This window comes from Acidovorax delafieldii, from assembly GCF_007993815.1.
Lineage (GTDB): Bacteria > Pseudomonadota > Gammaproteobacteria > Burkholderiales > Burkholderiaceae_C > Acidovorax > Acidovorax delafieldii.
The window spans coordinates 83887-105020 of record NZ_VJWE01000003.1; the positions used below are offsets into that span (position 1 = coordinate 83887).

The 21134-nt window shown below is 65.3% G+C and carries 21 protein-coding genes; 13 read left to right on the forward strand and 8 right to left on the reverse strand.

The features are described from left to right. Positions 1-2: 2 nt before the first annotated feature. The 4 genes from ATF69_RS01890 (at position 3) to mdtD (ending at position 3218) form a co-directional block, all read left to right on the forward strand. Positions 3-713, forward strand: coding sequence for a DUF6776 family protein (locus ATF69_RS01890; RefSeq protein WP_099729249.1), 711 nt, complete (start codon positions 3-5; stop codon positions 711-713). A gap of 155 nt (positions 714-868) precedes the next feature. Beyond that, positions 869-1267 (forward strand): bactofilin family protein, encoded by a 399-nt coding sequence (locus ATF69_RS01895; protein ID WP_056057955.1) that lies wholly within the window; start codon positions 869-871, stop codon positions 1265-1267. 60 nt (positions 1268-1327) lie between these two features. Then, positions 1328-1693: an iron-sulfur cluster insertion protein ErpA gene (gene erpA / locus ATF69_RS01900; protein ID WP_008907234.1), complete on the forward strand. Its 366-nt coding sequence runs from the start codon at positions 1328-1330 to the stop codon at positions 1691-1693. 103 nt (positions 1694-1796) lie between these two features. Then, a complete protein-coding gene (gene mdtD / locus ATF69_RS01905; protein WP_146869741.1) occupies positions 1797-3218 on the forward strand; it encodes a multidrug transporter subunit MdtD in 1422 nt (473 codons plus the stop codon). A 33-nt stretch (positions 3219-3251) separates the two neighbouring features. Here mdtD and ATF69_RS01910 read toward each other — a convergent pair whose 3' ends face one another. Both ATF69_RS01910 and ATF69_RS01915 read right to left on the reverse strand, forming a co-directional pair. Beyond that, the gene (locus ATF69_RS01910) at positions 3252-4361 is read right to left on the reverse strand and encodes an anhydro-N-acetylmuramic acid kinase (RefSeq protein ID WP_146869742.1); all 1110 of its coding nucleotides are present in this window, start codon (positions 4359-4361) and stop codon (positions 3252-3254) included. A gap of 35 nt (positions 4362-4396) precedes the next feature. After that, the gene (locus tag ATF69_RS01915) at positions 4397-5767 is read right to left on the reverse strand and encodes a M23 family metallopeptidase (protein ID WP_099729252.1); all 1371 of its coding nucleotides are present in this window, start codon (positions 5765-5767) and stop codon (positions 4397-4399) included. 204 nt (positions 5768-5971) lie between these two features. On the opposite strand from ATF69_RS01915, the gene tyrS reads away from it, so the two are divergent. Further along, positions 5972-7204, forward strand: coding sequence for a tyrosine--tRNA ligase (gene tyrS / locus ATF69_RS01920; RefSeq protein WP_056743852.1), 1233 nt, complete (start codon positions 5972-5974; stop codon positions 7202-7204). A gap of 91 nt (positions 7205-7295) precedes the next feature. On the opposite strand, the gene ATF69_RS01925 is transcribed toward tyrS, so the two are convergent. Continuing rightward, positions 7296-8297, reverse strand: a complete 1002-nt coding sequence (locus ATF69_RS01925) for a LysR substrate-binding domain-containing protein (protein WP_056743853.1) — start codon at positions 8295-8297, stop codon at positions 7296-7298. 131 nt (positions 8298-8428) lie between these two features. Here ATF69_RS01925 and ATF69_RS01930 point away from each other — a divergent pair, with 131 nt between their 5' ends. Then, on the forward strand, positions 8429-8938 hold the full coding sequence (locus ATF69_RS01930; RefSeq protein WP_244303638.1) for a DUF2917 domain-containing protein: 510 nt from the start codon (positions 8429-8431) through the stop codon (positions 8936-8938). A 134-nt stretch (positions 8939-9072) separates the two neighbouring features. Beyond that, positions 9073-9450, forward strand: coding sequence for a DUF2917 domain-containing protein (locus ATF69_RS01935; RefSeq protein WP_056057975.1), 378 nt, complete (start codon positions 9073-9075; stop codon positions 9448-9450). Positions 9451-9538: 88 nt separating this feature from the next. Here the strand turns inward: ATF69_RS01935 and ATF69_RS01940 are convergent, their stop codons facing one another. Then, positions 9539-10162 carry a TetR/AcrR family transcriptional regulator gene (locus tag ATF69_RS01940; RefSeq protein WP_146869743.1) on the reverse strand — a complete coding sequence of 208 codons (624 nt, stop codon included), beginning with the start codon at positions 10160-10162 and terminating at the stop codon, positions 9539-9541. A gap of 159 nt (positions 10163-10321) precedes the next feature. On the opposite strand from ATF69_RS01940, the gene fabF reads away from it, so the two are divergent. Then, the gene (fabF, locus tag ATF69_RS01945) at positions 10322-11596 is read left to right on the forward strand and encodes a beta-ketoacyl-ACP synthase II (RefSeq protein ID WP_146869744.1); all 1275 of its coding nucleotides are present in this window, start codon (positions 10322-10324) and stop codon (positions 11594-11596) included. Between the two features lie 32 nt (positions 11597-11628). Here fabF and ATF69_RS01950 read toward each other — a convergent pair whose 3' ends face one another. Beyond that, on the reverse strand, positions 11629-12027 hold the full coding sequence (locus tag ATF69_RS01950; RefSeq protein WP_056057981.1) for a BLUF domain-containing protein: 399 nt from the start codon (positions 12025-12027) through the stop codon (positions 11629-11631). A 138-nt stretch (positions 12028-12165) separates the two neighbouring features. Between ATF69_RS01950 and ATF69_RS01955 the strand changes: the two genes are divergently transcribed. The 3 genes from ATF69_RS01955 to ATF69_RS01965 all read left to right on the forward strand — a co-directional run bounded on the left by ATF69_RS01955 (position 12166) and on the right by ATF69_RS01965 (position 15472). Continuing rightward, positions 12166-12921 carry a Crp/Fnr family transcriptional regulator gene (locus ATF69_RS01955; RefSeq protein WP_056057983.1) on the forward strand — a complete coding sequence of 252 codons (756 nt, stop codon included), beginning with the start codon at positions 12166-12168 and terminating at the stop codon, positions 12919-12921. A 165-nt stretch (positions 12922-13086) separates the two neighbouring features. Continuing rightward, positions 13087-14505: a bifunctional UDP-N-acetylglucosamine diphosphorylase/glucosamine-1-phosphate N-acetyltransferase GlmU gene (glmU, locus tag ATF69_RS01960; RefSeq protein ID WP_146869745.1), complete on the forward strand. Its 1419-nt coding sequence runs from the start codon at positions 13087-13089 to the stop codon at positions 14503-14505. 181 nt (positions 14506-14686) lie between these two features. Further along, positions 14687-15472: a sensor histidine kinase gene (locus tag ATF69_RS01965; protein WP_208758682.1), complete on the forward strand. Its 786-nt coding sequence runs from the start codon at positions 14687-14689 to the stop codon at positions 15470-15472. A 21-nt stretch (positions 15473-15493) separates the two neighbouring features. Here the strand turns inward: ATF69_RS01965 and ATF69_RS01970 are convergent, their stop codons facing one another. Together ATF69_RS01970 and ATF69_RS01975 are read right to left on the reverse strand one after the other, a co-directional pair. Further along, positions 15494-16546, reverse strand: a complete 1053-nt coding sequence (locus ATF69_RS01970; protein WP_146869747.1) for a diguanylate cyclase — start codon at positions 16544-16546, stop codon at positions 15494-15496. A gap of 265 nt (positions 16547-16811) precedes the next feature. Further along, positions 16812-17300: an Lrp/AsnC family transcriptional regulator gene (locus ATF69_RS01975; protein ID WP_121941043.1), complete on the reverse strand. Its 489-nt coding sequence runs from the start codon at positions 17298-17300 to the stop codon at positions 16812-16814. A gap of 139 nt (positions 17301-17439) precedes the next feature. On the opposite strand from ATF69_RS01975, the gene glmS reads away from it, so the two are divergent. Next, positions 17440-19374, forward strand: a complete 1935-nt coding sequence (gene glmS, locus ATF69_RS01980; RefSeq protein WP_146869748.1) for a glutamine--fructose-6-phosphate transaminase (isomerizing) — start codon at positions 17440-17442, stop codon at positions 19372-19374. A gap of 478 nt (positions 19375-19852) precedes the next feature. Here glmS and ATF69_RS01985 read toward each other — a convergent pair whose 3' ends face one another. After that, complete coding sequence (locus tag ATF69_RS01985; protein WP_056059009.1) at positions 19853-20608, reverse strand: TIGR02391 family protein; 756 nt, start codon at positions 20606-20608, stop codon at positions 19853-19855. A gap of 239 nt (positions 20609-20847) precedes the next feature. Here ATF69_RS01985 and ATF69_RS01990 point away from each other — a divergent pair. Continuing rightward, positions 20848-21134: transposase (locus tag ATF69_RS01990; RefSeq protein WP_146869749.1), on the forward strand; the 287-nt coding region annotated here is incomplete at its 3' end.

Genomic DNA, 21134 nt, shown 5'->3' on the forward strand with positions numbered 1-21134 from the left:
CTATGCGCTTTCGCCTGCTTCGCCGTCGGTTGACCATCAGCGCCCCCCGGGTGGCCATCCGCAGCGCCTTGCCCTGGCCCTTTCGATGGCTGGCTCTGGCCGTGGTGATGGGTTTCTGCGCCGCCGTGGCGTTGTGGGCCTTTGAATTCGGCAAATCCATTGCCGGGATCGATACCGTTTCGCGTGACGAAGTGATCCAGATGAAGGCGGAGATCAGCCGCCTGCGCGAAGAGGGCCAGGAGCGCCAGACGGTGGCATTGACCGCCGAGAGCCTGCTGGCCACCGAGCGCGCTGCCAAGGAGAGCCTGATGGCCCAGGTGCGCCAGCTTGAAGCCGACAATCGCACGCTGCGCGAGGATCTGGGCTTCTTTGAAAAGCTGATCCCTGCGGCCAAGACCGATGGGCTGGCCATTCGCGCGCTGCAGGCCGAGGTGCTCGGCGGGATGCAGTTGCGTTGGCAGGTGCTGGTGATCCAGGCCGCCCGCAATGCGCCGGAGTTCAACGGGCGGCTGGAGTTGGTGCTGGCGGGCACTCTGGATGGCAAACCGTGGGCACAGACCCAGCCACCCCAAGGCCAGTCGCTGCAGGTCAAACAATACCGCCGCATCGAGGGCGTGCTCGATCTGCCGCCCCAGGCCGTGGTAAAAACCGTGACCGCGCGCGTGCTGGAGGGCGCCACCGTACGCACCAGCCAGACCATGGCCATCGAATAGTGCAAGGTGGACGGTGGATGCGCTGATCAGGTCTTGGCGCTCTCGCCCCGGCAATCCAGCCCCAGCTGCCACCCACAACCTGCCGCCTTGCTGGCACGAATTCCATCCCCAAGCGGGTCTTTGCAACCGCCTGGCACTTCAGGAGTCTTCCGACCATGTTCTCGCGTAAAAAGCAGCCACCCATCAAAAGCCTGGTGGCACAGGGCACCAAGATCGAAGGCAATGTGCATTTTGCCGAGGGCATGCGCATTGACGGTGAAGTGGTCGGCGATATCCGGGCGGCGGCGGACCAGCCCAGCATCCTCGTGATTTCCGAGACGGCGCGGGTCGAGGGGGCGGTGCATGCCGACCATGTGATCATCAACGGCCAGGTGCTGGGCCCTGTGCATGCGGGAGAGCTGCTGGAGCTGCAGCCCAAGGCGCAGATCACGGGCAATGTGCATTACAAGGCCCTGGAGATGCACCAAGGCGCCGTGATCGCGGGGCAATTGATTCCAATGGCCGTGCTGGTGGAGGAAAAGCCCCCACTGAAGTTAGCGTCAAACAGCCAGTGACCTGAATTCCCGAGAGGTTTGCAGTAGTATTCCCTGCAAACCCTGAACCCGGAGTACCCCATGAGCGCAGTTGCCGAAAACATCCAGACCGAAATGCCCGCCCCCATCCTGTTCACCGACAGCGCGGCGGCCAAGGTGGCGGACCTGATTGCCGAAGAAGGCAACCCCGACCTGAAGTTGCGGGTGTTCGTGCAAGGCGGCGGCTGCTCCGGCTTCCAATACGGCTTCACGTTCGATGAAATTACCAACGAAGACGACACCACCATGACCAAGAACGGTGTGTCGCTGCTCATCGACGCCATGAGCTACCAGTATCTGGTGGGTGCCGAGATCGACTACAAGGAAGACCTGCAAGGCGCGCAGTTCGTGATCAAGAACCCGAACGCCACCACCACCTGCGGCTGCGGCTCCAGCTTCTCGGCCTGAGGGGCGCGTTGACAGGCGCAGCCCTGCTCCCCTGACTGAATCAACCGCCTTCGGGCGGTTTTTTCATGGGGTGCGTTCGTTTCGTTTGAAAACCCTGCAAACCATGCACCAGGAACCCTCCCAGAAAGTACTGCTGTGGCTGGTGGCCGTCGGCTTCTTTATGCAGACGCTGGACGCCACCATCGTCAACACCGCGCTGCCCGCCATGGCACAGAGCCTGGGCGAGAGTCCGCTGCGCATGCAGTCGGTGGTTGTTGCGTATTCGCTGGCCATGGCGATGCTGATCCCAGCATCGGGTTGGGTGGCCGACCGGTTTGGTGCGCGCCGGGTGTACTTTCTGGCCATCGTCTTTTTTGTGGCGGGCTCGGTGTTCTGTGCGCTGTCGCACAGCCTGACCCAACTGGTGGCCGCCCGGGTGCTCCAGGGGCTGGGGGGCGCGCTGCTGCTGCCCGTGGGACGGCTGGTGGTGTTGCGCACCTTCCCGCGCGAGAAGTTCTTGCAGGCCATGAGTTTTGTGGCCATTCCCGGGCTGATCGGCCCGCTGATCGGTCCCACGCTGGGCGGCTGGCTGGTCGAGGTGGCCTCCTGGCACTGGATCTTCCTGATCAACGTGCCGGTGGGTCTGCTAGGCTGTGTCGCCACCATGCGCTACATGCCCGGGGTACCCGCGCCGACGGTGGCACGGTTTGATCTGGCGGGCTACCTGATGCTCGCCTTTGGCATGGTGGCGCTGTCGCTGGCGCTGGATGGCCTGGCCAGCCTGGGGCTGCGGCAGGCGAGCGTGCTGGTGCTCATGATCTTCGGGCTGGCGAGCCTGGTGGCCTACTGGCTGCACGCGGCGCGGCGGCCCGACCCTTTGTTTTCGCCCCGACTGTTTTCGGTCGACACCTTGCGCATCGGGCTGCTGGGCAATCTGTTTGCCCGGCTGGGCAGCTCGTGCATGCCGTTCCTCATTCCGTTGCTGCTGCAGGTCACCATGGGCTATTCGCCGCTGCAGGCGGGCATGATGATGTTGCCCGTGGCGGTGGCGGGCATGTCCATGAAGCGGTTCACCACCACGCTGATCACCCGCTTTGGTTACCGCCAGGTGCTGGTGGGCAACACGCTGCTGGTGGGGGTGACCATGGCCAGCTTCGGGCTGGCGGCACCCTCGCAGCCGCTGTGGGTGCATGTGGTGCAGCTGGCGGTGTTTGGTGCGGTGAACTCGCTGCAGTTCACGGCCATGAACACCGTGACCCTCAAGGACCTGGGGCACGACATGGCCAGCAGCGGCAACAGCCTGCTGTCCATGGTGCAAATGGTGGCCATGGGGATGGGGGTGGCTGCGGCGGGGGCGGTGCTGGCGGCGTTCACCGATTTCTTCCAGCCTCCGGGCACCGCCCAGACCCTGCAAGCCTTTCAGGCCGCGTTTGCCTGCATGGGGCTGATCACGGTGGCTTCAGCCGGTATCTTCTGGCAACTGTCGCCGCAAGACCGGTCCGGCACCCAGGCAGGCGCCTCGGTCGATGCCGGGGACCACGGCTGATCGCCCTGTCCAGGGCTGTGTAGACCGGGAGGTTCAGGCGGGGTACACCGCGCCCAGCACACGGCTACCGGCCGCACCGGTCACGCTGGGCAGGTTGCCTGGCGCCCCCTGCAGCGCCTGGCGTGCCAGCCAGGCAAACGCGGCGGCCTCCACCTGCAGGGCGGGCAGGCCCAGCGCATCGGTGGCCACCACCTGCAGGGACGGGCAGGCAGCCTGCAGCCGCTGCATGAGCTGGCCATTGAGCGCGCCACCGCCGCAGACGGCCAGGGTTTTGCTATTGTTTGGATAGCTGTTAGCGCATATGGCACTAGCGCCTGCGGTGAATTCGGTCAATGTGGCCTGTACATCGGCCGCTGCGGCCTGCGCAAAGGGCTGCAGGTGCGTTGCCAGCCAGGCGGGGTTGAACAGGTCGCGGCCCGTGCTTTTGGGGGGCGCCTTGTGCAGATACGGCTCCTGCAACAACGCAGCCAGCAGGTCCGGCAGCACCTGGCCCGTGGCGGCCCAGGCACCATCCTTGTCAAACGGCTGGCCGGTATGCTGCTGGCACCAGTGGTCCATGAGGGCGTTGCCCGGGCCGCAGTCGAAGCCCAGCACGCTGCCATCTGCCCCCAGCACGCTGAGGTTGGAGATGCCGCCAATGTTCAGCACCAGCACCGTCTCATCCGGCCGGCCGAACACGCCCTGGTGGAAGGCGGGCACCAGCGGCGCACCTTGGCCGCCCGCGGCCACGTCGCGGCTGCGCAGGTCGGCCACCACGGTTATGCCCGTCAGCTCGGCCAGCAGGGCGGGGTTGCCCAGTTGTAGTGTGTAGCCTGTGTCGTCAAATTCCTGGGGGCGGTGCCGCACCGTCTGCCCGTGGGCACCTATTGCACGGATGGCGCTCGCCGGGTGGCCGCTGCGCTGCAGCAGGGTGTGCACCACCTCGGCGTAGGCCCGGGATAGCGCGTTGCCTGCGAGGGCAGCGCGGTGCAGTTCGTTGTCGCCGGGGGTATTGAGGGCCAGCAGCTCGGCGCGCAGTGCGGGCGCAAAGGCGGCGCTGGCGTGGTGCGTGACCTGCAGGCGCGGGCCCGAGAAATCAGCCAGCACCCCGTCGATCCCGTCGAGCGAGGTGCCCGACATCAGGCCGATGTACAGATCGGACATGGCCTGACGGGTGGTATCTGGAGATGCGGGAGCGATCAGTCTGCGCTGGCCTGCTCGATGAGCGCAGCGGCGTTCAGCTGGACACGCATGTTGGCCGCGAGGCGGTCAAACGCAGGGCGTGCGGCTGCAGACACCGGTGCTGCGGCTTCGCTCTGGGCCACGATGGTCATCGGGTCCTGGTGCACGCCGTTGACGCGGAACTCGAAGTGCAGGTGCGGGCCGGTGGCCCAGCCCGTGGCGCCCACGGCGCCCAGCGTCTGGCCTTGTTCGACCGACTGGCCCTGGCGCACGTCAATGCGGCTCAGGTGGGCATACACCGTGACGTGCTGGTTGCGGTGCTTGATGAACACCACGTTGCCGTAGCCGTTCTGCACGCCTGCAAACTCCACCACGCCATCGCCCACGGTGCGCACGGCGGTGCCCGTGGGGGCCGCAAAGTCGGTGCCCAGGTGGGCGCGCCAAGTTTGCAGGATGGGGTGCAGGCGCATCTTGAAGCCGCTGGTCACGCGCGAGAACTCGACGGGCGAGGTCAGGTAGGCGCGGCGCATACTTTCGCCGTCCAGCGTGTAGTACGCGCCCTTGGTGGCGTTGGGTTCCTGGAACCAGACGGCCTGGTGGGTCTTGCCGTTGTTGACGAACTCGGCACTCAGCACGCGGCCGCTGGACAGGGGCTCGCCATCGGCTTCCAGGGTTTCGTACACCACCGAGAAGCGGTCGCCCTTGCGCAGCGAGCGGCGAAAGTCGATATTGCCCGAGAACAGTTCGGCCACTTGCACGGCCACGGCGTCGGGGATGTTCGACGCGTCGGTGGCGGCAAACAGCGAGCTATTGATGATGCCACCCGCCAGACGGCTGTTGGTCGTCATCTTGGCGGTTTCGATGCGGGTCGCAAACTTGTTGTCGCCCGTGCGCTCGACGATCAGGCGGCGGAAGTTGCCGCTGTCGTCCGGCACCCAGCGCACCGTCAGGCGGATCAGGCGGTGGTCGTCGGTGGTCTCTGCCGACACGATGCGGCCGGTGCGACCCAGCACGTTCTGGCGCACCGGCGTGTCGCTGCGCATGAAGGCGGCGGCGGCCGGGTCGGCCACGCCCATGCGCTGCAGCAGCGACTCGGGGGTGTCGCTGCTGCGCACCTGTTCGGAGCGAAACAGCGAAAAGCTGGGCGCATCCAACTGGCCCAGCACCATGTTCTCGGCCAGCGATTCGACCGGGTAGTTCACCATGCGCACCGGCAGCTCGGCCGGGTCGGGTGCGAAGGAGGCCACGGCAAATGCGCCGCCGCCGCCCGTCAGCAGGATGGCTGCGACTGCGGCGGTGATGCGTTTGGGATGTTGTTGGATCGTGCGGGACAGCCGGTCAAGCAAAGCGATGCTGGCGGTGCGGACCGTAGTGAGGCCGTGAATCAAAGGTCTATCCCCAGGGTGATTGCGGATCCGTGGCACACCCCCGGTGTGAATGCGGGGCGGGGCCAGGAGCACAGACTGTCAGGCTGCAGCCATTCGACAGGTTGATGAAAAACAGGTCGAAACGGCGGGCCCACTAGAATCCGCCTCTGCAATGTGGGCTGAAGTATAGCGGTGCATGCTGTCTAGACATCCCAAAAAACCCTTATGAATCAATCTGCTGTTACAACAACCCCGGTCTCTGATGGTGTAAGACAAGCCCTCGAAATCTCGCTGCGCGGCGTGCAAGAGCTGCTGCCACAGGACGAATGGGTCAAGAAGCTGGCGCGTTCGGAGGCCACGGGCCAGCCGCTGCGCATCAAGCTGGGTCTGGACCCCACTGCCCCCGACATCCACATCGGCCACACGGTGGTGCTGAACAAGATGCGGCAACTGCAAGATCTGGGCCACCAGGTCATCTTCTTGATCGGCGACTTCACCAGCCTGATCGGCGACCCCTCGGGCCGCAACAGCACCCGCCCGCCGCTCACGCCCGAGCAGATCAAGGTGAATGCCGAGACCTACTACAAGCAGGCCAGCCTGGTGCTGGACCCGGCCCGCACCGAGATCCGCTACAACAGCGAATGGAGCGAACCCTTGGGCGCTACCGGGATGATCCAGCTGGCCGCCAAGTACACCGTGGCGCGCATGATGGAGCGCGACGACTTCCACAAACGCTTCACCACCGGCCAGTCCATTTCGGTGCATGAGTTCCTGTACCCGCTGATGCAGGGCTACGACTCGGTAGCCTTGAAGAGCGACCTGGAGCTGGGTGGCACCGACCAGAAGTTCAACCTGCTCATGGGCCGCCACCTGCAGCAGGAATATGGCCAGGAACCGCAGTGTGTGCTCACCATGCCGCTGCTGGTGGGCCTGGACGGCGTGGACAAGATGTCCAAGTCCAAGAACAACTACATCGGCATTGCCGAGGACGCCAACACCATGTTTGCCAAGGTGCTGTCGATCAGCGACACCCTGATGTGGGACTGGTACACGCTGCTGTCGTTCAAGAGCCTGGCCGACATCGCCGCGCTCAAGGCGGAGATCGCTGGCGGGCGCAACCCCAAGGACGCCAAGGTGATGCTGGCCAAGGAGATCACCACGCGCTTCCACAGTGCGGCTGCGGCTGATGCCGCGGAGCAGGATTTCATCAACCGCAGCAAGGGCGGCGTGCCGGATGAGATCCCTGAGGTGAGCGTGTCTGGCGCGCCGCTGGGCATCGGTGCGCTGCTCAAGCAGGCCAACCTGGCCCCCTCGACCAGCGAGGCCAACCGCCTGATCGACGGCGGCGGCGTGCGCGTGGAAGGCAGCGTGGTCAGTGACAAGGGCCTGAAGCTGGACGCCGGCACCTACGTGGTGCAGGTGGGCAAGCGCAAGTTTGCACGGGTGACTTTGGCCTGATTTTGGGTTAAATCAGTCGCAAGCGATAGAAGAATAAGCGCTGATAGCTATCAAAATGAAAGCGCTGAGGCCGCAAGGCCCAGCGCTTTTTTCATGACCCGTCCAGGTTGTCGTTCAGGTCCGGGTCGGGCACATCGCCAATCGCCTGGCGGGTGGCCTCGGCCTGCACCTGCAACCAGGCGCAGAAGGCCTTGATCTCCGGCCGTTGCGCGCTGCGCGGCCCCACCATGAGCCAGTAGGCCAGGGGCGAGTCGATACGGTGGCCGGGCAGCACCTCCACCAGGTCGCCCGCGGCCAGGGCATCGGCAATCAGTGGCATGCGCGCCAGGGCCAGGCCCTGGCCGGCCAGCGCGGCCTGCACGATCTGGTGGGCGTAGTTGAAGTACAGCCAGCGCTGGGGCTGGAGCTTGGTCAGGTCGCGGGTGTCGAACCAGCGGCGCCAGCTCAGGTATTCCAGGTAGTGCGTGCGGTGGGCGTCGCCCGCCTCGATCAGGGTGAACTGCGCCACATCGGCGGGGGTGCGCAGCGGCTTGCCGCTCTTGAGCAGCCAGGGGCTTGCCACCACGGCCAGTTGCTCGCCAAACAGGCGGATGCCGCCCTGCGTGGCTCCGGCCGGCATGGCATAGCGCAGGGCCAGGTCCACGTCCGAGGTTTCCAGGTCCACCTGCACGTCGCTCGCATCAATGCGGATGTCGATGCCCGGGTTGTCGCGCTGGAACTCCTCCATGCGCGGTATCAGCCACATCGATGCAAAGCTGGCCCAGGTGGTGATGGCCACGCTGCGGCGCCCCGCCGTCTGGCGCACCAGGCGCACGGCGGCGTCCATGCGCTCCAGCGCCGGGCCCACGGCGCGCTGCAACTGTGCGCCCGCGCTGGTCAGCTCCACGGCACGGGTGTGACGCAGGAACAGGGGCACGCCCACTTCTTCTTCCAGCGCCTGGATCTGGCGGCTCACGGCCGACTGGGTGAGGGCCAGCTCGTCGGCGGCCGCGCGAAAGTTCAGGTGTTTGGCCACGGTCAGAAAGGCGCGCCAGTGCCCTGTGGCCACGGGCCGGGTGCGCAAGACGGCGGGAGAGTATTCGGCAGAGGCCATGGCAGTGATCCTGAGTGCGATTCATGCGTTGACGGAATGAATAGCGTACCTTGTTTTCATTGGACTGTGTACGGTGTAAAGCGCACTATCCAGTCTCCTCAACACGTTTTACTGAAGCCAAGGAGCCTGTCATGTCCCCCCGCAACGTTCTGGAATCGCAACAATCCGTCCACGCCGCCACGGCTGGCCGTAGCGCGGCCGGTTGCTGGAAACTGGCCACAGGCCAGGCCTTGTCATTGCACCCAGACACCCATGGCGTGCTGCAGATCGCCCAGGGGCAGGCGTGGGTTACCTTGCGTGGCGTTCTGGCGGACATGCCGGGCGCCGCTGTGGACCACGTGCTGCAGCCCGGCCAACAGCTGACGGTTGCGCCGGGGCAGCATGTGGTGATGGAAGCCTGGACCGGTTCCGGCTGCGCGGAGCCGGTGGCTTTCCGCTGGGACGTCGTGGCAGCCCCCGCTCTGGCGCAGCCCGCCAGCACGGCTGCCAGAGATTGGGAATGTGGCGTCGTGCAGCCGCTGCGCGATCTGGGCCAGGCGCTAGGGCAGGGCGGACGTGCGCTGGGCACGGCGCTGGCCGGTGTGGCGGGCGCTGGGGGCCGGTTTGCCGCTGGCCTGGCCCGTTTGCTCTGCTTCGGATAGCAGCACCGCTACAGCGCAGAACCGTTTGAGCAGCTCATGCAGGAAAAGCATCAATCGGTGCCGTGCTTTTCATTGGACGTTGTTCTGCAACCGGCGCACCATACGGTCATATTAGGGTTAACCCGGAGAAAGCCATGACAACCTCTCACGCTTTGCATCTGTTTGCATCTTCCCGCGCCACGGGCGCTGCCGCCGGTGAGGCGGGGCAAGTGGCCGCAGGCGCCGCCGTCACCCTGGCCCCCAAGGCCGCGATGACCCTGCGCATTGCCGAAGGCCAGGCCTGGGTCACGCTGGGCCAGGGCCTGGGCAATGGCAGCGACGTGTTTCTGTGCGCCGGTCAGTCGCTGCCTGTGGCGGCAGGCCAGGCGGTGGTGGTCGAACCCCTGAACGGTCGCCGCCTGCAATACCGCTGGGTGCGTGGCGATGCCGCCGATGCGCGCCCTGCCACGTGGTGGCGCCGTGCGTCGGTGGGCAATGGGGCTCCCGCCTGGGGCGACGCCTGCTGCGCCTGACGTGATCCCAGGGGTGTCTTGCCCCGGGTGATGTGACTTGTTAATAAGAACGGCCAGTGCTTGTGACGCAAGCGCTGGCTGTTCTTTTTTACTTCGAGGGGCTGGTGGATGTGTTGTCCAGCCAGTCCGTCAGCTGCGTCTGCAGCGTCACCATCAGCTCATTCGACAACGCGGGTTGCGCCGCTGCCGTGGCGCGGGCCAGCACCATCCCCCCCACCATGGTGGCCAGCACATGGATCGCGCGGGCGCGGTCTTGTGGCGATGGGGTGGCGCCGCCGCCGGCATCGGCAGCGCTGTCAGCCAGCAGCTGGGCAAACCGTTGGATGTTGCGCTCGATGCCCTGGGCAAACACTTCGGACAACCCGCCGCCCGCCCGCGCGGCGTCCACCGCCAATGCGGCCACGGGGCAGCCTGAGCCCGGCGCGTCGCGGTGTTCAGGTGAGAGGTAGCGCTGGATGCGGTCGCCCACCGTGGCGTGGGGCCGCTCGCTGTCCAGCACGGGGATGGACCAGTCGAACGCCTTGGTGCACGCCTCCTGCACCAGCACATCCTTGGACGCGAAATGCCGGTACAGCCCGCCATGCGTAAGCCCGGCATCGCGCGTGATGTCGGCCACCCCTACGCCGGTCAGCCCCCGCTCGCGGTACAGGCGGGCCGCCGCGTCCAGGATGCCCTGCCGGTTTTCTGCGGCCTGTGCTTTGGAAACCTTCATGGAAGCCTCTTATTGATTGCGGTCGTACGCAAAAATGGGTTTGCAGTTTATGATGACGATTGCAATCATAAAGGTGCAGAACCTCTGTGCCCCAACTGTCTGACGAGGTGAATCCATGAAAAAAGTGAGTGGTATGTGCAGCAACGAGGGGGTGGCCTGATGCGCCGCGTGGTGGTCACGGGCATGGGCCTGGTGTCGCCGCTGGGCTGCGGTGTAGAACTGGCGTGGCAGCGCTTGCTGGCTGGGCGCTCCGGCCTCTCGCGCTTGCCGGACGCGGTGACAGAAGGCATTGCCGCCAAGGTTGCCGGGCAGGTTCCCGGCATAGCGCAAGACCCCGAGGGCGGCTGGGATGTGGACGCCATCGTCTCGTCCAAAGACCAGCGCAAGATGGACCGTTTCATCCCCTTTGCACTGGGCGCCGCGCAGCAGGCGCTGGCCCAGGCGGGCTGGCCACCGGCCGACGAGCGGGCGCGTGAGCGCACGGCCACGGTGATCGCCTCGGGCATCGGCGGCTTTGGTGCGATTGCCGAGGCCGTGCGCACCACCGACACGCGCGGGCCGCAGCGGCTGTCGCCGTTCACGGTGCCGTCATTCCTGGTCAATCTGGCGGCGGGGCAGGTGTCGATCCGCCACGGGCTCAAGGGACCGCTGGGAGCTCCGGTCACCGCGTGCGCCGCCAGCGTGCAGGCGATTGGCGATGCCGCACGCCTGATCCGCAGCGGCGAGGCCGATGTGGCCGTGTGCGGCGGCAGCGAGGCGGCCGTTGACCGCGTGAGCCTGGGCGGCTTTGCAGCGGCCAAGGCGCTGGGCACCGCGTTCAACGACACGCCCGAGCAGGCCTCACGCCCGTTCGATGCGCAGCGCGACGGCTTTGTGATGGGCGAGGGCGCAGGCATGCTGGTGATCGAGGCGCTGGACCATGCCCTGGCGCGCGGCGCACAGCCGTTGGCCGAGCTGGTGGGCTACGGCACGTCGGCCGACGCGTACCACATCACCTCCGGCCCCGAAGACGGTGACGGGGCCGCGCGCAGCATGTGGGCCGCGCTGGCGCAGGCAGGGCTCACGGCCCAGGACGTGCAGCATCTGAACGCACACGCCACGTCCACCGGTGTGGGTGACCGGGGCGAGCTGGCCGCCATTCGCAGGGTGTTCGGCGCGGGTGCGCAGGTGGCCATCAGTTCGACCAAGTCGGCCACCGGGCACCTGCTGGGGGCGGCGGGCGCCGTGGCCGCCATCTTCACCACCCTGGCGCTGCGCGACCAGGTGGTGCCTGGCACGCTGAACCTGCACACGCCCGATGCGCTGGCCGAGGGGCTGGACCTGGTGGCCCTGCAGCCCCGGCCCATGGCGCTCACGCATGCCATGCTCAACGGGTTTGGTTTTGGCGGCGTGAATGCCACACTGATCCTGCGGCGCTGGACCGAGGCCGCGTGAAGGTTTGAATGAAAGAAGCGCGAGGAGGCCGGTCAGATCACCAGCTCGCCCCGCACGATCTCAAATGCGGCGATGGCCGCATCCCCATCCAGCAGCTCCATGCGAGCCAGTGCATCCACATCTTCTACGGTGCTGAACGCCAGGCTGAAGTGCTGAAAGCGCCGCCCCGCCAGCGGGCCGTGGTGCAACACCTCGACGTTGATGTGGCGGGGGTCGTTGCGGATGCGTTCAATGAGCTTGAGCACGGCCTTTTGCGGGCCTTCCAGCTGCTGACAAAAGCGCTGTCCGTCAAAGATCAGCAGGCCTGTGATGTCCAGCTCGGCATTCACAAAGCGCGCGCGCCCTGCAATCTCGGCCACCACGCTCAGCGGTTGATCGGGGGCGATGGTGCTCACGTAGAGCACCTCGTACAGGGCAGGGGATAGGTTCATAGGTGCAGCCCAATGTAGGTGGCGCATGGTGCCTGCGCAATGTCAAAAGACATAGAGGAGACAGCCGTTGCACATTGCGCGCAGCTTTGTTGCAACGAGCTGTTTCTGCGTGATTTCCATCCCTAGAATCGCTTCCTCATGAACGTCACCTTGCCCCCCAATGTCTGCCCTCCGGCCTGCCGCGATTGCCGATTGCGCAAGACTGGGGCCTTCACACCCGTGAAGCCGGAGGTGCTGGATTTCATCGAAGGCTTTCGCACCGACAGCCTTGCCGTGGAAGCGGGCGGCGCGCTGGTGCGCGAGAACCAGACCAACGCCAAGCTGTTCACGCTGTATTCGGGCTGGGCGTTTCGCTACAAGACGCTGAGCGACGGGCGCCGACAGATCCTCAACTTCCTGCTGCCCGGTGACTTGGTAGGCCTGCAGCAGGAGTTTGGCGATGTGTCGGCCCACGGTATCGAGGCGCTGACCGACTGCTCGCTGTGCGTGTTCCAGAACGACAGCCTGTGGGCGCTGTTTCGGGAGCACCCGCGCCTGGGCTACGACATCACCTGGCTGTCGGCGCACGAAGAGGGCCATGTGGACGACAACCTGCTCACCGCCGGCCGCCGCAACGCCACCGAGCGTGTGGCCATGCTGCTGATGCACTTGTACCGCCGGCTCGACCGTATCGGGCTGGTGGAAGATGGCTCGGTGGCGTTCCCGCTCAACCAGCAGCACATTGCCGACGCACTCGGGCTGTCGCTGGTGCACACCAACAAGACGCTGCGGCGCCTGTCCATGCTGGGCCTGCACGAGCTGAAAAACGGGCGGCTGCGCCTGCTCAACACCCGCGCGCTGGCACGCATTGCCGAGTACTACGACACCCCGCCACGCTTGATGCCGCTGCTGTAGCGCCGTCGTTGCGGCAGGTTTGGGGTTCAACAGGCCGCAAGCGCTAGTCAATCATATGCAGTTAGCTATGGATTGGATAGCGTGTTGTGCCCCGTGGGCTGCAGCCGATAATCCACGCAACGCCCGCGCGTCGGGCTTGTGCTGCGCAACCCCCATTCCATTTTCATGACCCCACTCGACATCCTCATCATGGCGGCCGGCAAAGGCACGCGCATGAAAAGCCGCACCCCCAAAGTGCTGCAGCGCCTGGCCGGGCGCCCGCTGTTGCACCACGTGCTGGACCAGGCCGCGCACCTGCAGGCCCGCAGCGCCATTGTCATCACAGGCCATGGTGCTACAGAAGTAGAAGCGGCTACCGCAAACACGACTAGCGCTACGGGCACTTTTGACCTGAAGTTTGTGCGCCAGGAGCCCCAGCTGGGCACCGGCCACGCCGTGCAGCAGGCCGTGCCGCACCTGCGCGACGACGGCACGGCCGTGGTGCTGTCGGGCGATGTGCCGCTGACGCACGCCGACACCCTGCGCGCCCTGGTGGCTGCCAGCGAAGGTGACAAGCTGGCCCTGCTGACGGTGATCCTGCCCGACCCCACGGGCTACGGCCGCATCGTGCGCAACGCCGACGGCGCAGTGCAAGGCATCGTCGAGCACAAAGACGCCACCGACGCCCAGCGCGCTATCACCGAGGTCTACAGCGGCATCATGGCCGTGCCCGCGCGGCTGCTCACGCCCTGGCTGGCGCGGCTGACCAACCACAACGCCCAGGGCGAGTACTACCTCACCGACATCGTCGCCATGGCCGTGGCCGATGGTGTGCCCGTGGTGGCCCACCGCATCACTGACGCATTGCAGGTGGCGGGCGTCAACAGCCCGCTGCAACTGGCCGAGCTGGAGCGTGCCCACCAGCTGCGCCAGGCCCGAGCCTTGATGGAGCAAGGCGTGCGCCTGGCCGACCCCGCCCGCTTCGATGTGCGCGACGACACCCGCACCGGCGTGCGCGGGGAACTGGTCTGCGGGCAGGACGTGGAGATCGACGTGAACTGCGTCTTCACCGGCCGCGTGGAGCTGGGCGAGGGCGTGAGCATTGGCGCGAACTGCTGCATTGCCAATGCGCGCATCGCAGCAGGCGCGGTGATCCACCCATACACCCACATCGACGGCGAAAAGGCCGGTGCCACCGTGGGCGAGGGCGCCTTGATTGGCCCCTTTGCCCGCCTGCGCCCCGGCGCGCAGCTGGGCCGCGAAGTGCACATCGGCAACTTTGTGGAAGTGAAGAATTCCACCCTGGCCGATGGTGCCAAGGCCAACCACCTGGCCTACCTGGGCGACGCTACCGTGGGCGAGCGTGTGAACTACGGCGCAGGCAGCATCACCGCCAACTACGACGGCGCCAACAAGCACCGCACGGTGATCGAGGCCGACGTGCATGTGGGCAGCAACTGTGTGCTGGTGGCGCCCGTGACCATTGGCGCAGGCGGTACGGTGGGCGGCGGCAGCACCATCACCAAGAGCACGGCGCCCGGCGCGCTGAGCGTGGCGCGGGGCAAGCAAGTCAGCATTGCCAACTGGTCCCGTCCGAAAAAATGAAGCACCCCCTGAGTCGCTTCGCGCCTTCCCCCTCCAGGGGGACGACAGCCTTTGCTGCGGGCCGGCCCTTGCTGGCTGTCCTCGCCTGCGCCTTCGTCTTCGTGCGTAGCGCGTTGGCGCCTCGTTGTGCCGTGCACGCTTCTGTGGCCTGCGGCGGGAGATGAAAGTGGCTGGTGCAGACATGACCCCCGAACAGCTGCGCGCCGAACTGGCCCGCAGCCAGCAGCAGGTGGCCGATATGGCGGCTGCGCAGGAGGAGTTCTTGCGCGCCGTCTCGCACGACCTGCGCGCGCCGCTGCGGCATGTGACGTCCTACGGAACGCTGGTGCGCGAGGTGTTGGGCGACCTGCCGCCCGAGGTGGTGCAGGGTGCTGAGGTGCAAGAGGCCCTGGGCTTCCTCGCCACCATGGACCAGTCGGCTCGGCGCATGGGGCTCATGATCGACGGCCTGCAAGCCCTGGTGCGTGCCAGCCGTGCGCCGCTGCGCCTGCAGCCCGTGCCACTGACCGATGCCATGGCCCAGGCGCGCGCCACACTGGCCCCGGCCGAGGCCGGACGCGCGGTGGAATGGCGGGTGGGTGCCGATTTGCCCACGCTGTGGGCCGACCCGACGCTGCTGCAGGATCTGCTGGTGCAACTGCTGGGCAACGCCCTCAAGTTCACCCGCTCCGTGGCGCACCCGTGTATCACGGTGTTGGCGGATGCGGCACCCGCAGGCCAGGGCGCCTTCACCGTGCAGGACAACGGCGTGGGCTTTGACCCGGCACGCGCGGGCAGCTTGTTTGGCGTGTTCCAGCGCCTGCACCGCGAGACGGAGTTCGAGGGCGTGGGCACAGGGCTTGCGCTGTGCCGTGCCATTGCGCAGCGCCACGGTGCGCAGATCAGTGCGACGGCGGTGCTGGGGGGCGGTTGCACGGTGCGGGTGCAGTGGCCGGTGAGTCCTGCAGTCGCCGCCGACGAGTCCTGAAGCTGCCTTCAGTGCTGGCTGCTACACCGCCGGCGCAAGCTCCCGCTCCATGTGTCCTGCCACCTGGTTGCGCCCGCCGTTCTTGGCGACGTACAGCGCCGCATCCGCCGCGTCGATCCACGCACGCAGGCTGCTGTGGCGGTGGTCGGCCGGGGCCACGCCGATGCTGCTGGTGATGCGCAATTCGGGCAGGCTGCGCAGGCGCACGCCTTCGGTCTGCTCGCGGATGCGCTGGGCAATGGCCAGGGCGTCCCGGGCCTGCATGCCGGGCAGCACGATGGCGAACTCGTCCCCGCCGTAGCGCCCCGCGCAGTCGCCTGCGCGCACGTTGCCCCGCACCACATGGGCCAGCGCGCGGATCACCTCGTCGCCCACGGTGTGGCCGTAGGCGTCGTTGATCTCCTTGAAATGGTCGATGTCCAGCATCAGCATGCAGGCGGGCTCGTCGGTGGTGTGGTGGCGGCGCAGTGCGGCCTCTGCCTGCTCTTGCCAGTGGCCGCGCCCGAACAGGCCGGTCAGCGCGTCCACGCGGCGCAGCTCGTCCAGCATCTGGTTCTGGCGCGCAGACTGCCGGATGAGCTGGTAGCTCACGGCGCTGACCGACAGCGTGTGCAGCGACATCACCGGCAAGCAGGCCACCATCACACGCATGGAGGTCTCGGGCGCCCAGTGCAGGCCCATGACCGCCGTGCTGGCCACACCGGCCGCCAGCATCACCCACAGCGCGCGTGTCCACAGCCCCCGGATGCCGGTCGTGATCTTGTCCACCATGGTCAAGGTGAGCAACATCACGCTGGGCAGCAGGTTGAAGTGCATCAGCGGCACCAGCGCAGCGACCAGCGCTGAGTCGATGAGCAGGTTGCGCACTTCGGCGGCATAGGGGTCGGCGGCGCGGCGGGTGAGCAGGTAGGCCACATGCGGCCACACCAGCGTTGGCAGCAGCAGCGCCACCCAGGCTGCGGCGGACGCCTGGCGCTCCCACAGCACCACCGCCACCACCATGCCGCCCAGCCCCATGCCCAGGATGCGCAAGGGGTAGATGCGGCGTGGCATCTGGCGGCGGGGCGTCGGCATGGGGGTGCAGGAGAAGGGCGGTGCTGCCACGCGGGCATCCACCGGCCAGGTAGGTTGAAAGTGCGGGGGAGCTTACAACGCCCGGTCAGGCGATACCAGCAAGAAATGACCGTGGTCCATTCCCATCAGTCGCATGGATGACGTTGCTGGGTTGTGGGATGCGCTGCCGGGCCTGTCAGGGGCGGGGCTGCGGGGCGAGGTAGTGAGAGGGCGCCGGTGAGCATTCAGGTGAGTTTGCTAACAAATTGATAGCGGCTAAGGCATATCAATCTAGCGCTACCGGTACTTTTGTCTCAAATTTGGCCCGCCGGGTCGCGAAGAACGCCTTCACATTGCGCACGTTGGCGTCGCCCGTGAACAGCCGCTGTGACAGCGCCAGGTAGCCCGGCATGTCCCGCGTGTGCACCACCAGCACAAAGTCGGGCCCCGGCGACACGCGCCAGCACTGCTGCACCGCGGCCTCCTGCACGGCTCGGGCTTCGAACGCGTCGAGTTGTTCTGCGCCCTGGCGGTCCAGCGACACCTCCACGATGCACCCCAGCCCATGGCCCTGCAGCGCTGCCAGTCGGTCGGGCTGCAGGATGGCCACCTGCCGCTCGATCAGCCCCACATCATGCAGGCGCTTGACCCGGCGCAGGCAGGTGGGCGGGGACACGTGCACCTGTTCGGCCAGGGCCTGGTTGCTTTGTGCGGCATCGGTTTGCAGCAGGTTGAGCAGCTGGAGATCGATCGCATCGAGAGATATGGATTCCATTAATTGATAAAAAATGAATGAAAATTTCACCGGTATGAATTGGTGAAATTTAAGTTCATTTTTATGCAAATATCAATGAATAATTTTTCTCTTTGCTGCCTACGATCGCCCCATCGAATCCAACCCAAGGGCAACCACCATGTGCGGCATCGTCGGCGCAGTCTCCACGCGCAACATCGTTCCCATCCTCGTGCAGGGCCTGCAGCGGCTTGAATACCGGGGCTATGACTCCTGTGGCGTGGCCGTGCATGCGTCCAGCCTCGACGCTACGCGCCCTGCCGGCCTGCAGCGCGCCCGCAGCACCGCCCGCGTGGCCGAGCTGCTGGAGCAGGTGAGCACCGAGCACATCGACGGCGCCACTGGCATCGCCCACACCCGCTGGGCCACGCACGGCGCGCCCGCCGTGCACAACGCCCATCCGCATTTCAGCCACGGCACGGGCGCAGACGCGCAGGTCCAAGGCGCAGGTCGCGTGGCGCTGGTGCACAACGGCATCATTGAAAACCACGAAGAACTGCGCAAGGCACTGCAGGCACGCGGCTATGTGTTTGCGAGCCAGACCGACACGGAGGTCATCGCCCATCTGGTGGACAGCCATTACAGCGGCGACCTGTTCGAAGCCGTGCAGGCCACCGTGGCCGAACTGCACGGCGCCTACGCCATCGCCGTCATGCACAAGGACGAACCCCACCGCGTGGTGGGGGCACGCGCCGGGTCCCCATTGATCCTGGGGGTGGGCAAAGACGCCACCGCTGGCGCATCTGCGTCGCGCGAGCACTTTCTGGCCAGCGACGCCATGGCCCTGGCAGGCGTCACCGACCAGATCATCTATCTGGAAGAGGGCGACCTGGTGGATCTGCAGCTGGGCCGCTACTGGATCGTAGGCAAGAACGGCAACGCGCTGACCACCGAGCAGCGCCCCGTGCGCACCGTGCTCGCCCACAGTGGCGCGGCCGAGCTGGGGCCTTACCGCCACTACATGCAAAAGGAAATCTTCGAGCAGCCACGCGCGATTGCAGACACGCTGGAAGGCCTGGCCGGCATCGTGCCCGAGCTGTTCGACGGCGCAGGCCAGCATGGCCAGCCCGGCGCGGCCGCCTGGCGTGTGTTCAAGGAGATCGACAACGTGTTGATCCTGGCCTGCGGTACGAGCTACTACAGCGGCTGCACCGCCAAATACTGGCTGGAAGACATTGCTGGCATCCCCACGCAAGTGGAAGTGGCCAGTGAATACCGCTACCGCACCAGCGTGCCCAACCCGCGCACCCTCGTTGTCACCATCAGCCAAAGCGGCGAAACCGCCGACACGCTGGCCGCCCTGCGCCACGCGCAGTCGTTGGGCATGCAGCACACGCTCACCATCTGCAACGTCGCCACCAGCGCCATGGTGCGCGAATGCAAGCTGGCCTACATCACGCGCGCCGGGGTCGAGATCGGCGTGGCCAGCACCAAGGCTTTCACCACCCAGCTGGCAGGCCTGTTCTTGCTGACGCTGGCGCTGGCCCAATCCAAGGGTCGTTTGAATGACGAGCAGGAAGCTGCGCACCTCAAGGCCATGCGCCACCTGCCTGTGGCCTTGCAGGCCGTGCTGGCGCTGGAGCCACAAATCATCAGCTGGGCCGAAGACTTTGCGCGCATGGAAAACGCGCTCTTTTTGGGCCGGGGGCTGCATTACTCCATCGCCCTCGAAGGTGCCCTGAAGCTCAAGGAAATTAGCTACATCCACGCCGAGGCCTACCCGGCCGGCGAACTCAAGCACGGCCCCCTGGCCCTGGTGACCAGCGCCATGCCCGTGGTCACCGTAGCACCCAACGACACCCTGCTCGAAAAGCTCAAGAGCAACATGCAGGAAGTCCGTGCGCGCGCGGGTGTGCTGTACGTGCTGGCTGACGCCGACACCCGCATCGAAAGCAGCGAGGGCATCCACGTCATCCGCATGCCCGAGCACTACGGCCCCTTGAGCCCGCTACTGCATGTGGTGCCGCTACAGCTGCTGGCGTACCACACGGCCTGCGCGCGGGGGACGGATGTGGATAAGCCCAGAAATTTGGCCAAGAGCGTCACGGTGGAGTGACTTGTCGAACGGACCGCTTTTTTTGCCTTAATTGACTAAATTTATGGACTTTTCTCTTTATAAAAAATAGATTTCAACAATTATTTTTGAGTTATGGGAATTTTCTACAAATTTGACTCATGACTGTTGATCGGAAAGAAAGCTCTGCAGCCCGTAAATAAAACCCCGAGGGTGCCGCGCACTTGTACCGATGGGTTCCAAGCGCCTCAGTTGAGGCGCTTTTTTATTGTCAGTTCACAAGGCTATGGGGGAGTTGGGTGTGCTGCTTCAGGCTGGTTGCAGTCATACACAGCCCGCAAACGAATGAGTACTATCGGCCAAGAGCTGCCTGCGGTTGCAGATGAAAGCGGTCGTTCAACGTTCGAGTTGACCGGCGCGCAACGGCATTGCGCCGCGAGGCGTACGCTCGCCAGCACACCTCGCGGCGCAATGCCGTTGCGTGTCCGTGTCGAACGACCTGTTAGACCGCGTTGCCACGTTATCTCGTCGCCTCATCGACTCTGGCTGCGAGAAGGCTTAGAAGCTGGATGTACTGCATGGCTCGCTCGTCCGGCCCTGTGGGGAATCCGTGACCACCGGGATTCCTCAGCGCCATCACCGCTCCCTCGTAGAGGTGCATCATTCCCTCTTGCTCGTCCAAATCCGAAGCCGTAGCAAGCTCGTTGAACTTCAGGATTGGACTGTTCTTCGAGAACACAGTGCGCATCAACGCCACACCTTCTAGGTCAGTCCGACCAGAACGCTGCTTCACATGCAGCACCAAAGCCTTCCCTGCAGCGAAGAGCGCTTCCCAGGCGTGTCCGCTAGCCACCAGATCCTTCGTCGCCGTGGCAACTACGGGATGAAGCTCTTCGGACGCAGACGGTAGAGAGCACGCTTCAATACGCCTGCGAAGTTCGATGATCTTCTGCTGCAGGCGCTGAATAAGCTCAGAGAGTACGTGGACCATGTAGTCACGCCCACGAAGTCTTGCGAGCGCCACTTCGCCGGCGGACATCCCTACGCGTAGCGGCCCTTGGAGCATCTGAACATTACCAAACTCTTCGAACTCAGGAGAGTCGGTACCGAACACCTCCCGGATGGTGTTCCGAAAGGCTGACTCCTGCACGCTCACGCTCACCCCATTTGCCTCGATGTCACTCTTTAGGCTGGGCGCTCCAAGCGCGTCCATCCGATACATGAGCTTCCGGATGCCCTCCGACAAGTCCTCCTCATTCTTCCACTGCGTCGGCACGTGTTCTCCTTCAACAATACTTGCACGGTCTATGGCTGCCAGAGCTCGGTCAAACCTCTCTGGAGCCCTTTGCGAAAGCTCTCGTAGTTCTTTTTGTCATGTCTCCCCCCGTAGTTGCTGAGCCATGTTTCTGCGCTGCCTAGTTCGGGCAAGAGAAATAGCACTCCGTTTTCAACTTGGATTCTTGACTGAACCGCCCCGGGTTTTGAGGAGGCTCTTTTCTCTGAGAGGATTGAGCCATGAGCAAGAAGTCAAACAAGTTCTCACCCGAGGTTCGCGAACGCGCTGTTCGCATGGTGCAGGAGCACCGAGGCGAGTACCCCTCGCTGTGGGCCGCGATCGAATCCATCGCCCCCAAGATTGGCTGTGTGCCGCAGACCCTCAACGAATGGGTCAAGCGCGATGAGATCGACACCGGCGCGAGGGCCGGTGTCACGACGACCGACCTGCAGCGCCTGAAGGAACTCGAACGCGAGAACAAGGAGCTGCGCAAGGCCAACGAGATCCTCAAGCTGGCCAGCGCGTT

Excerpts from the sequence above, each read along its gene's own strand:
- ATF69_RS01895 (WP_056057955.1), top strand. The coding sequence starts at position 869 with ATGTTCTCGCGTAAAAAGCAGCCACCCATCAAAAGCCTGGTGGCACAG.
- erpA (WP_008907234.1), top strand. The coding sequence starts at position 1,328 with ATGAGCGCAGTTGCCGAAAACATCCAGACCGAAATGCCCGCCCCCATC.
- mdtD (WP_146869741.1), top strand. The coding sequence starts at position 1,797 with ATGCACCAGGAACCCTCCCAGAAAGTACTGCTGTGGCTGGTGGCCGTC.
- ATF69_RS01950 (WP_056057981.1), bottom strand. The coding sequence starts at position 12,027 with ATGAACCTATCCCCTGCCCTGTACGAGGTGCTCTACGTGAGCACCATC.
- ATF69_RS01975 (WP_121941043.1), bottom strand. The coding sequence starts at position 17,300 with ATGGAATCCATATCTCTCGATGCGATCGATCTCCAGCTGCTCAACCTG.
- ATF69_RS01925 (WP_056743853.1), bottom strand. The coding sequence starts at position 8,297 with ATGGCCTCTGCCGAATACTCTCCCGCCGTCTTGCGCACCCGGCCCGTG.
- fabF (WP_146869744.1), top strand. The coding sequence starts at position 10,322 with ATGCGCCGCGTGGTGGTCACGGGCATGGGCCTGGTGTCGCCGCTGGGC.
- ATF69_RS01955 (WP_056057983.1), top strand. The coding sequence starts at position 12,166 with ATGAACGTCACCTTGCCCCCCAATGTCTGCCCTCCGGCCTGCCGCGAT.
- ATF69_RS01890 (WP_099729249.1), top strand. The coding sequence starts at position 3 with ATGCGCTTTCGCCTGCTTCGCCGTCGGTTGACCATCAGCGCCCCCCGG.
- glmU (WP_146869745.1), top strand. The coding sequence starts at position 13,087 with ATGACCCCACTCGACATCCTCATCATGGCGGCCGGCAAAGGCACGCGC.
- tyrS (WP_056743852.1), top strand. The coding sequence starts at position 5,972 with ATGAATCAATCTGCTGTTACAACAACCCCGGTCTCTGATGGTGTAAGA.
- glmS (WP_146869748.1), top strand. The coding sequence starts at position 17,440 with ATGTGCGGCATCGTCGGCGCAGTCTCCACGCGCAACATCGTTCCCATC.
- ATF69_RS01965 (WP_208758682.1), top strand. The coding sequence starts at position 14,687 with ATGACCCCCGAACAGCTGCGCGCCGAACTGGCCCGCAGCCAGCAGCAG.
- ATF69_RS01940 (WP_146869743.1), bottom strand. The coding sequence starts at position 10,162 with ATGAAGGTTTCCAAAGCACAGGCCGCAGAAAACCGGCAGGGCATCCTG.
- ATF69_RS01970 (WP_146869747.1), bottom strand. The coding sequence starts at position 16,546 with ATGCCGACGCCCCGCCGCCAGATGCCACGCCGCATCTACCCCTTGCGC.
- ATF69_RS01935 (WP_056057975.1), top strand. The coding sequence starts at position 9,073 with ATGACAACCTCTCACGCTTTGCATCTGTTTGCATCTTCCCGCGCCACG.
- ATF69_RS01930 (WP_244303638.1), top strand. The coding sequence starts at position 8,429 with ATGTCCCCCCGCAACGTTCTGGAATCGCAACAATCCGTCCACGCCGCC.
- ATF69_RS01910 (WP_146869742.1), bottom strand. The coding sequence starts at position 4,361 with ATGTCCGATCTGTACATCGGCCTGATGTCGGGCACCTCGCTCGACGGG.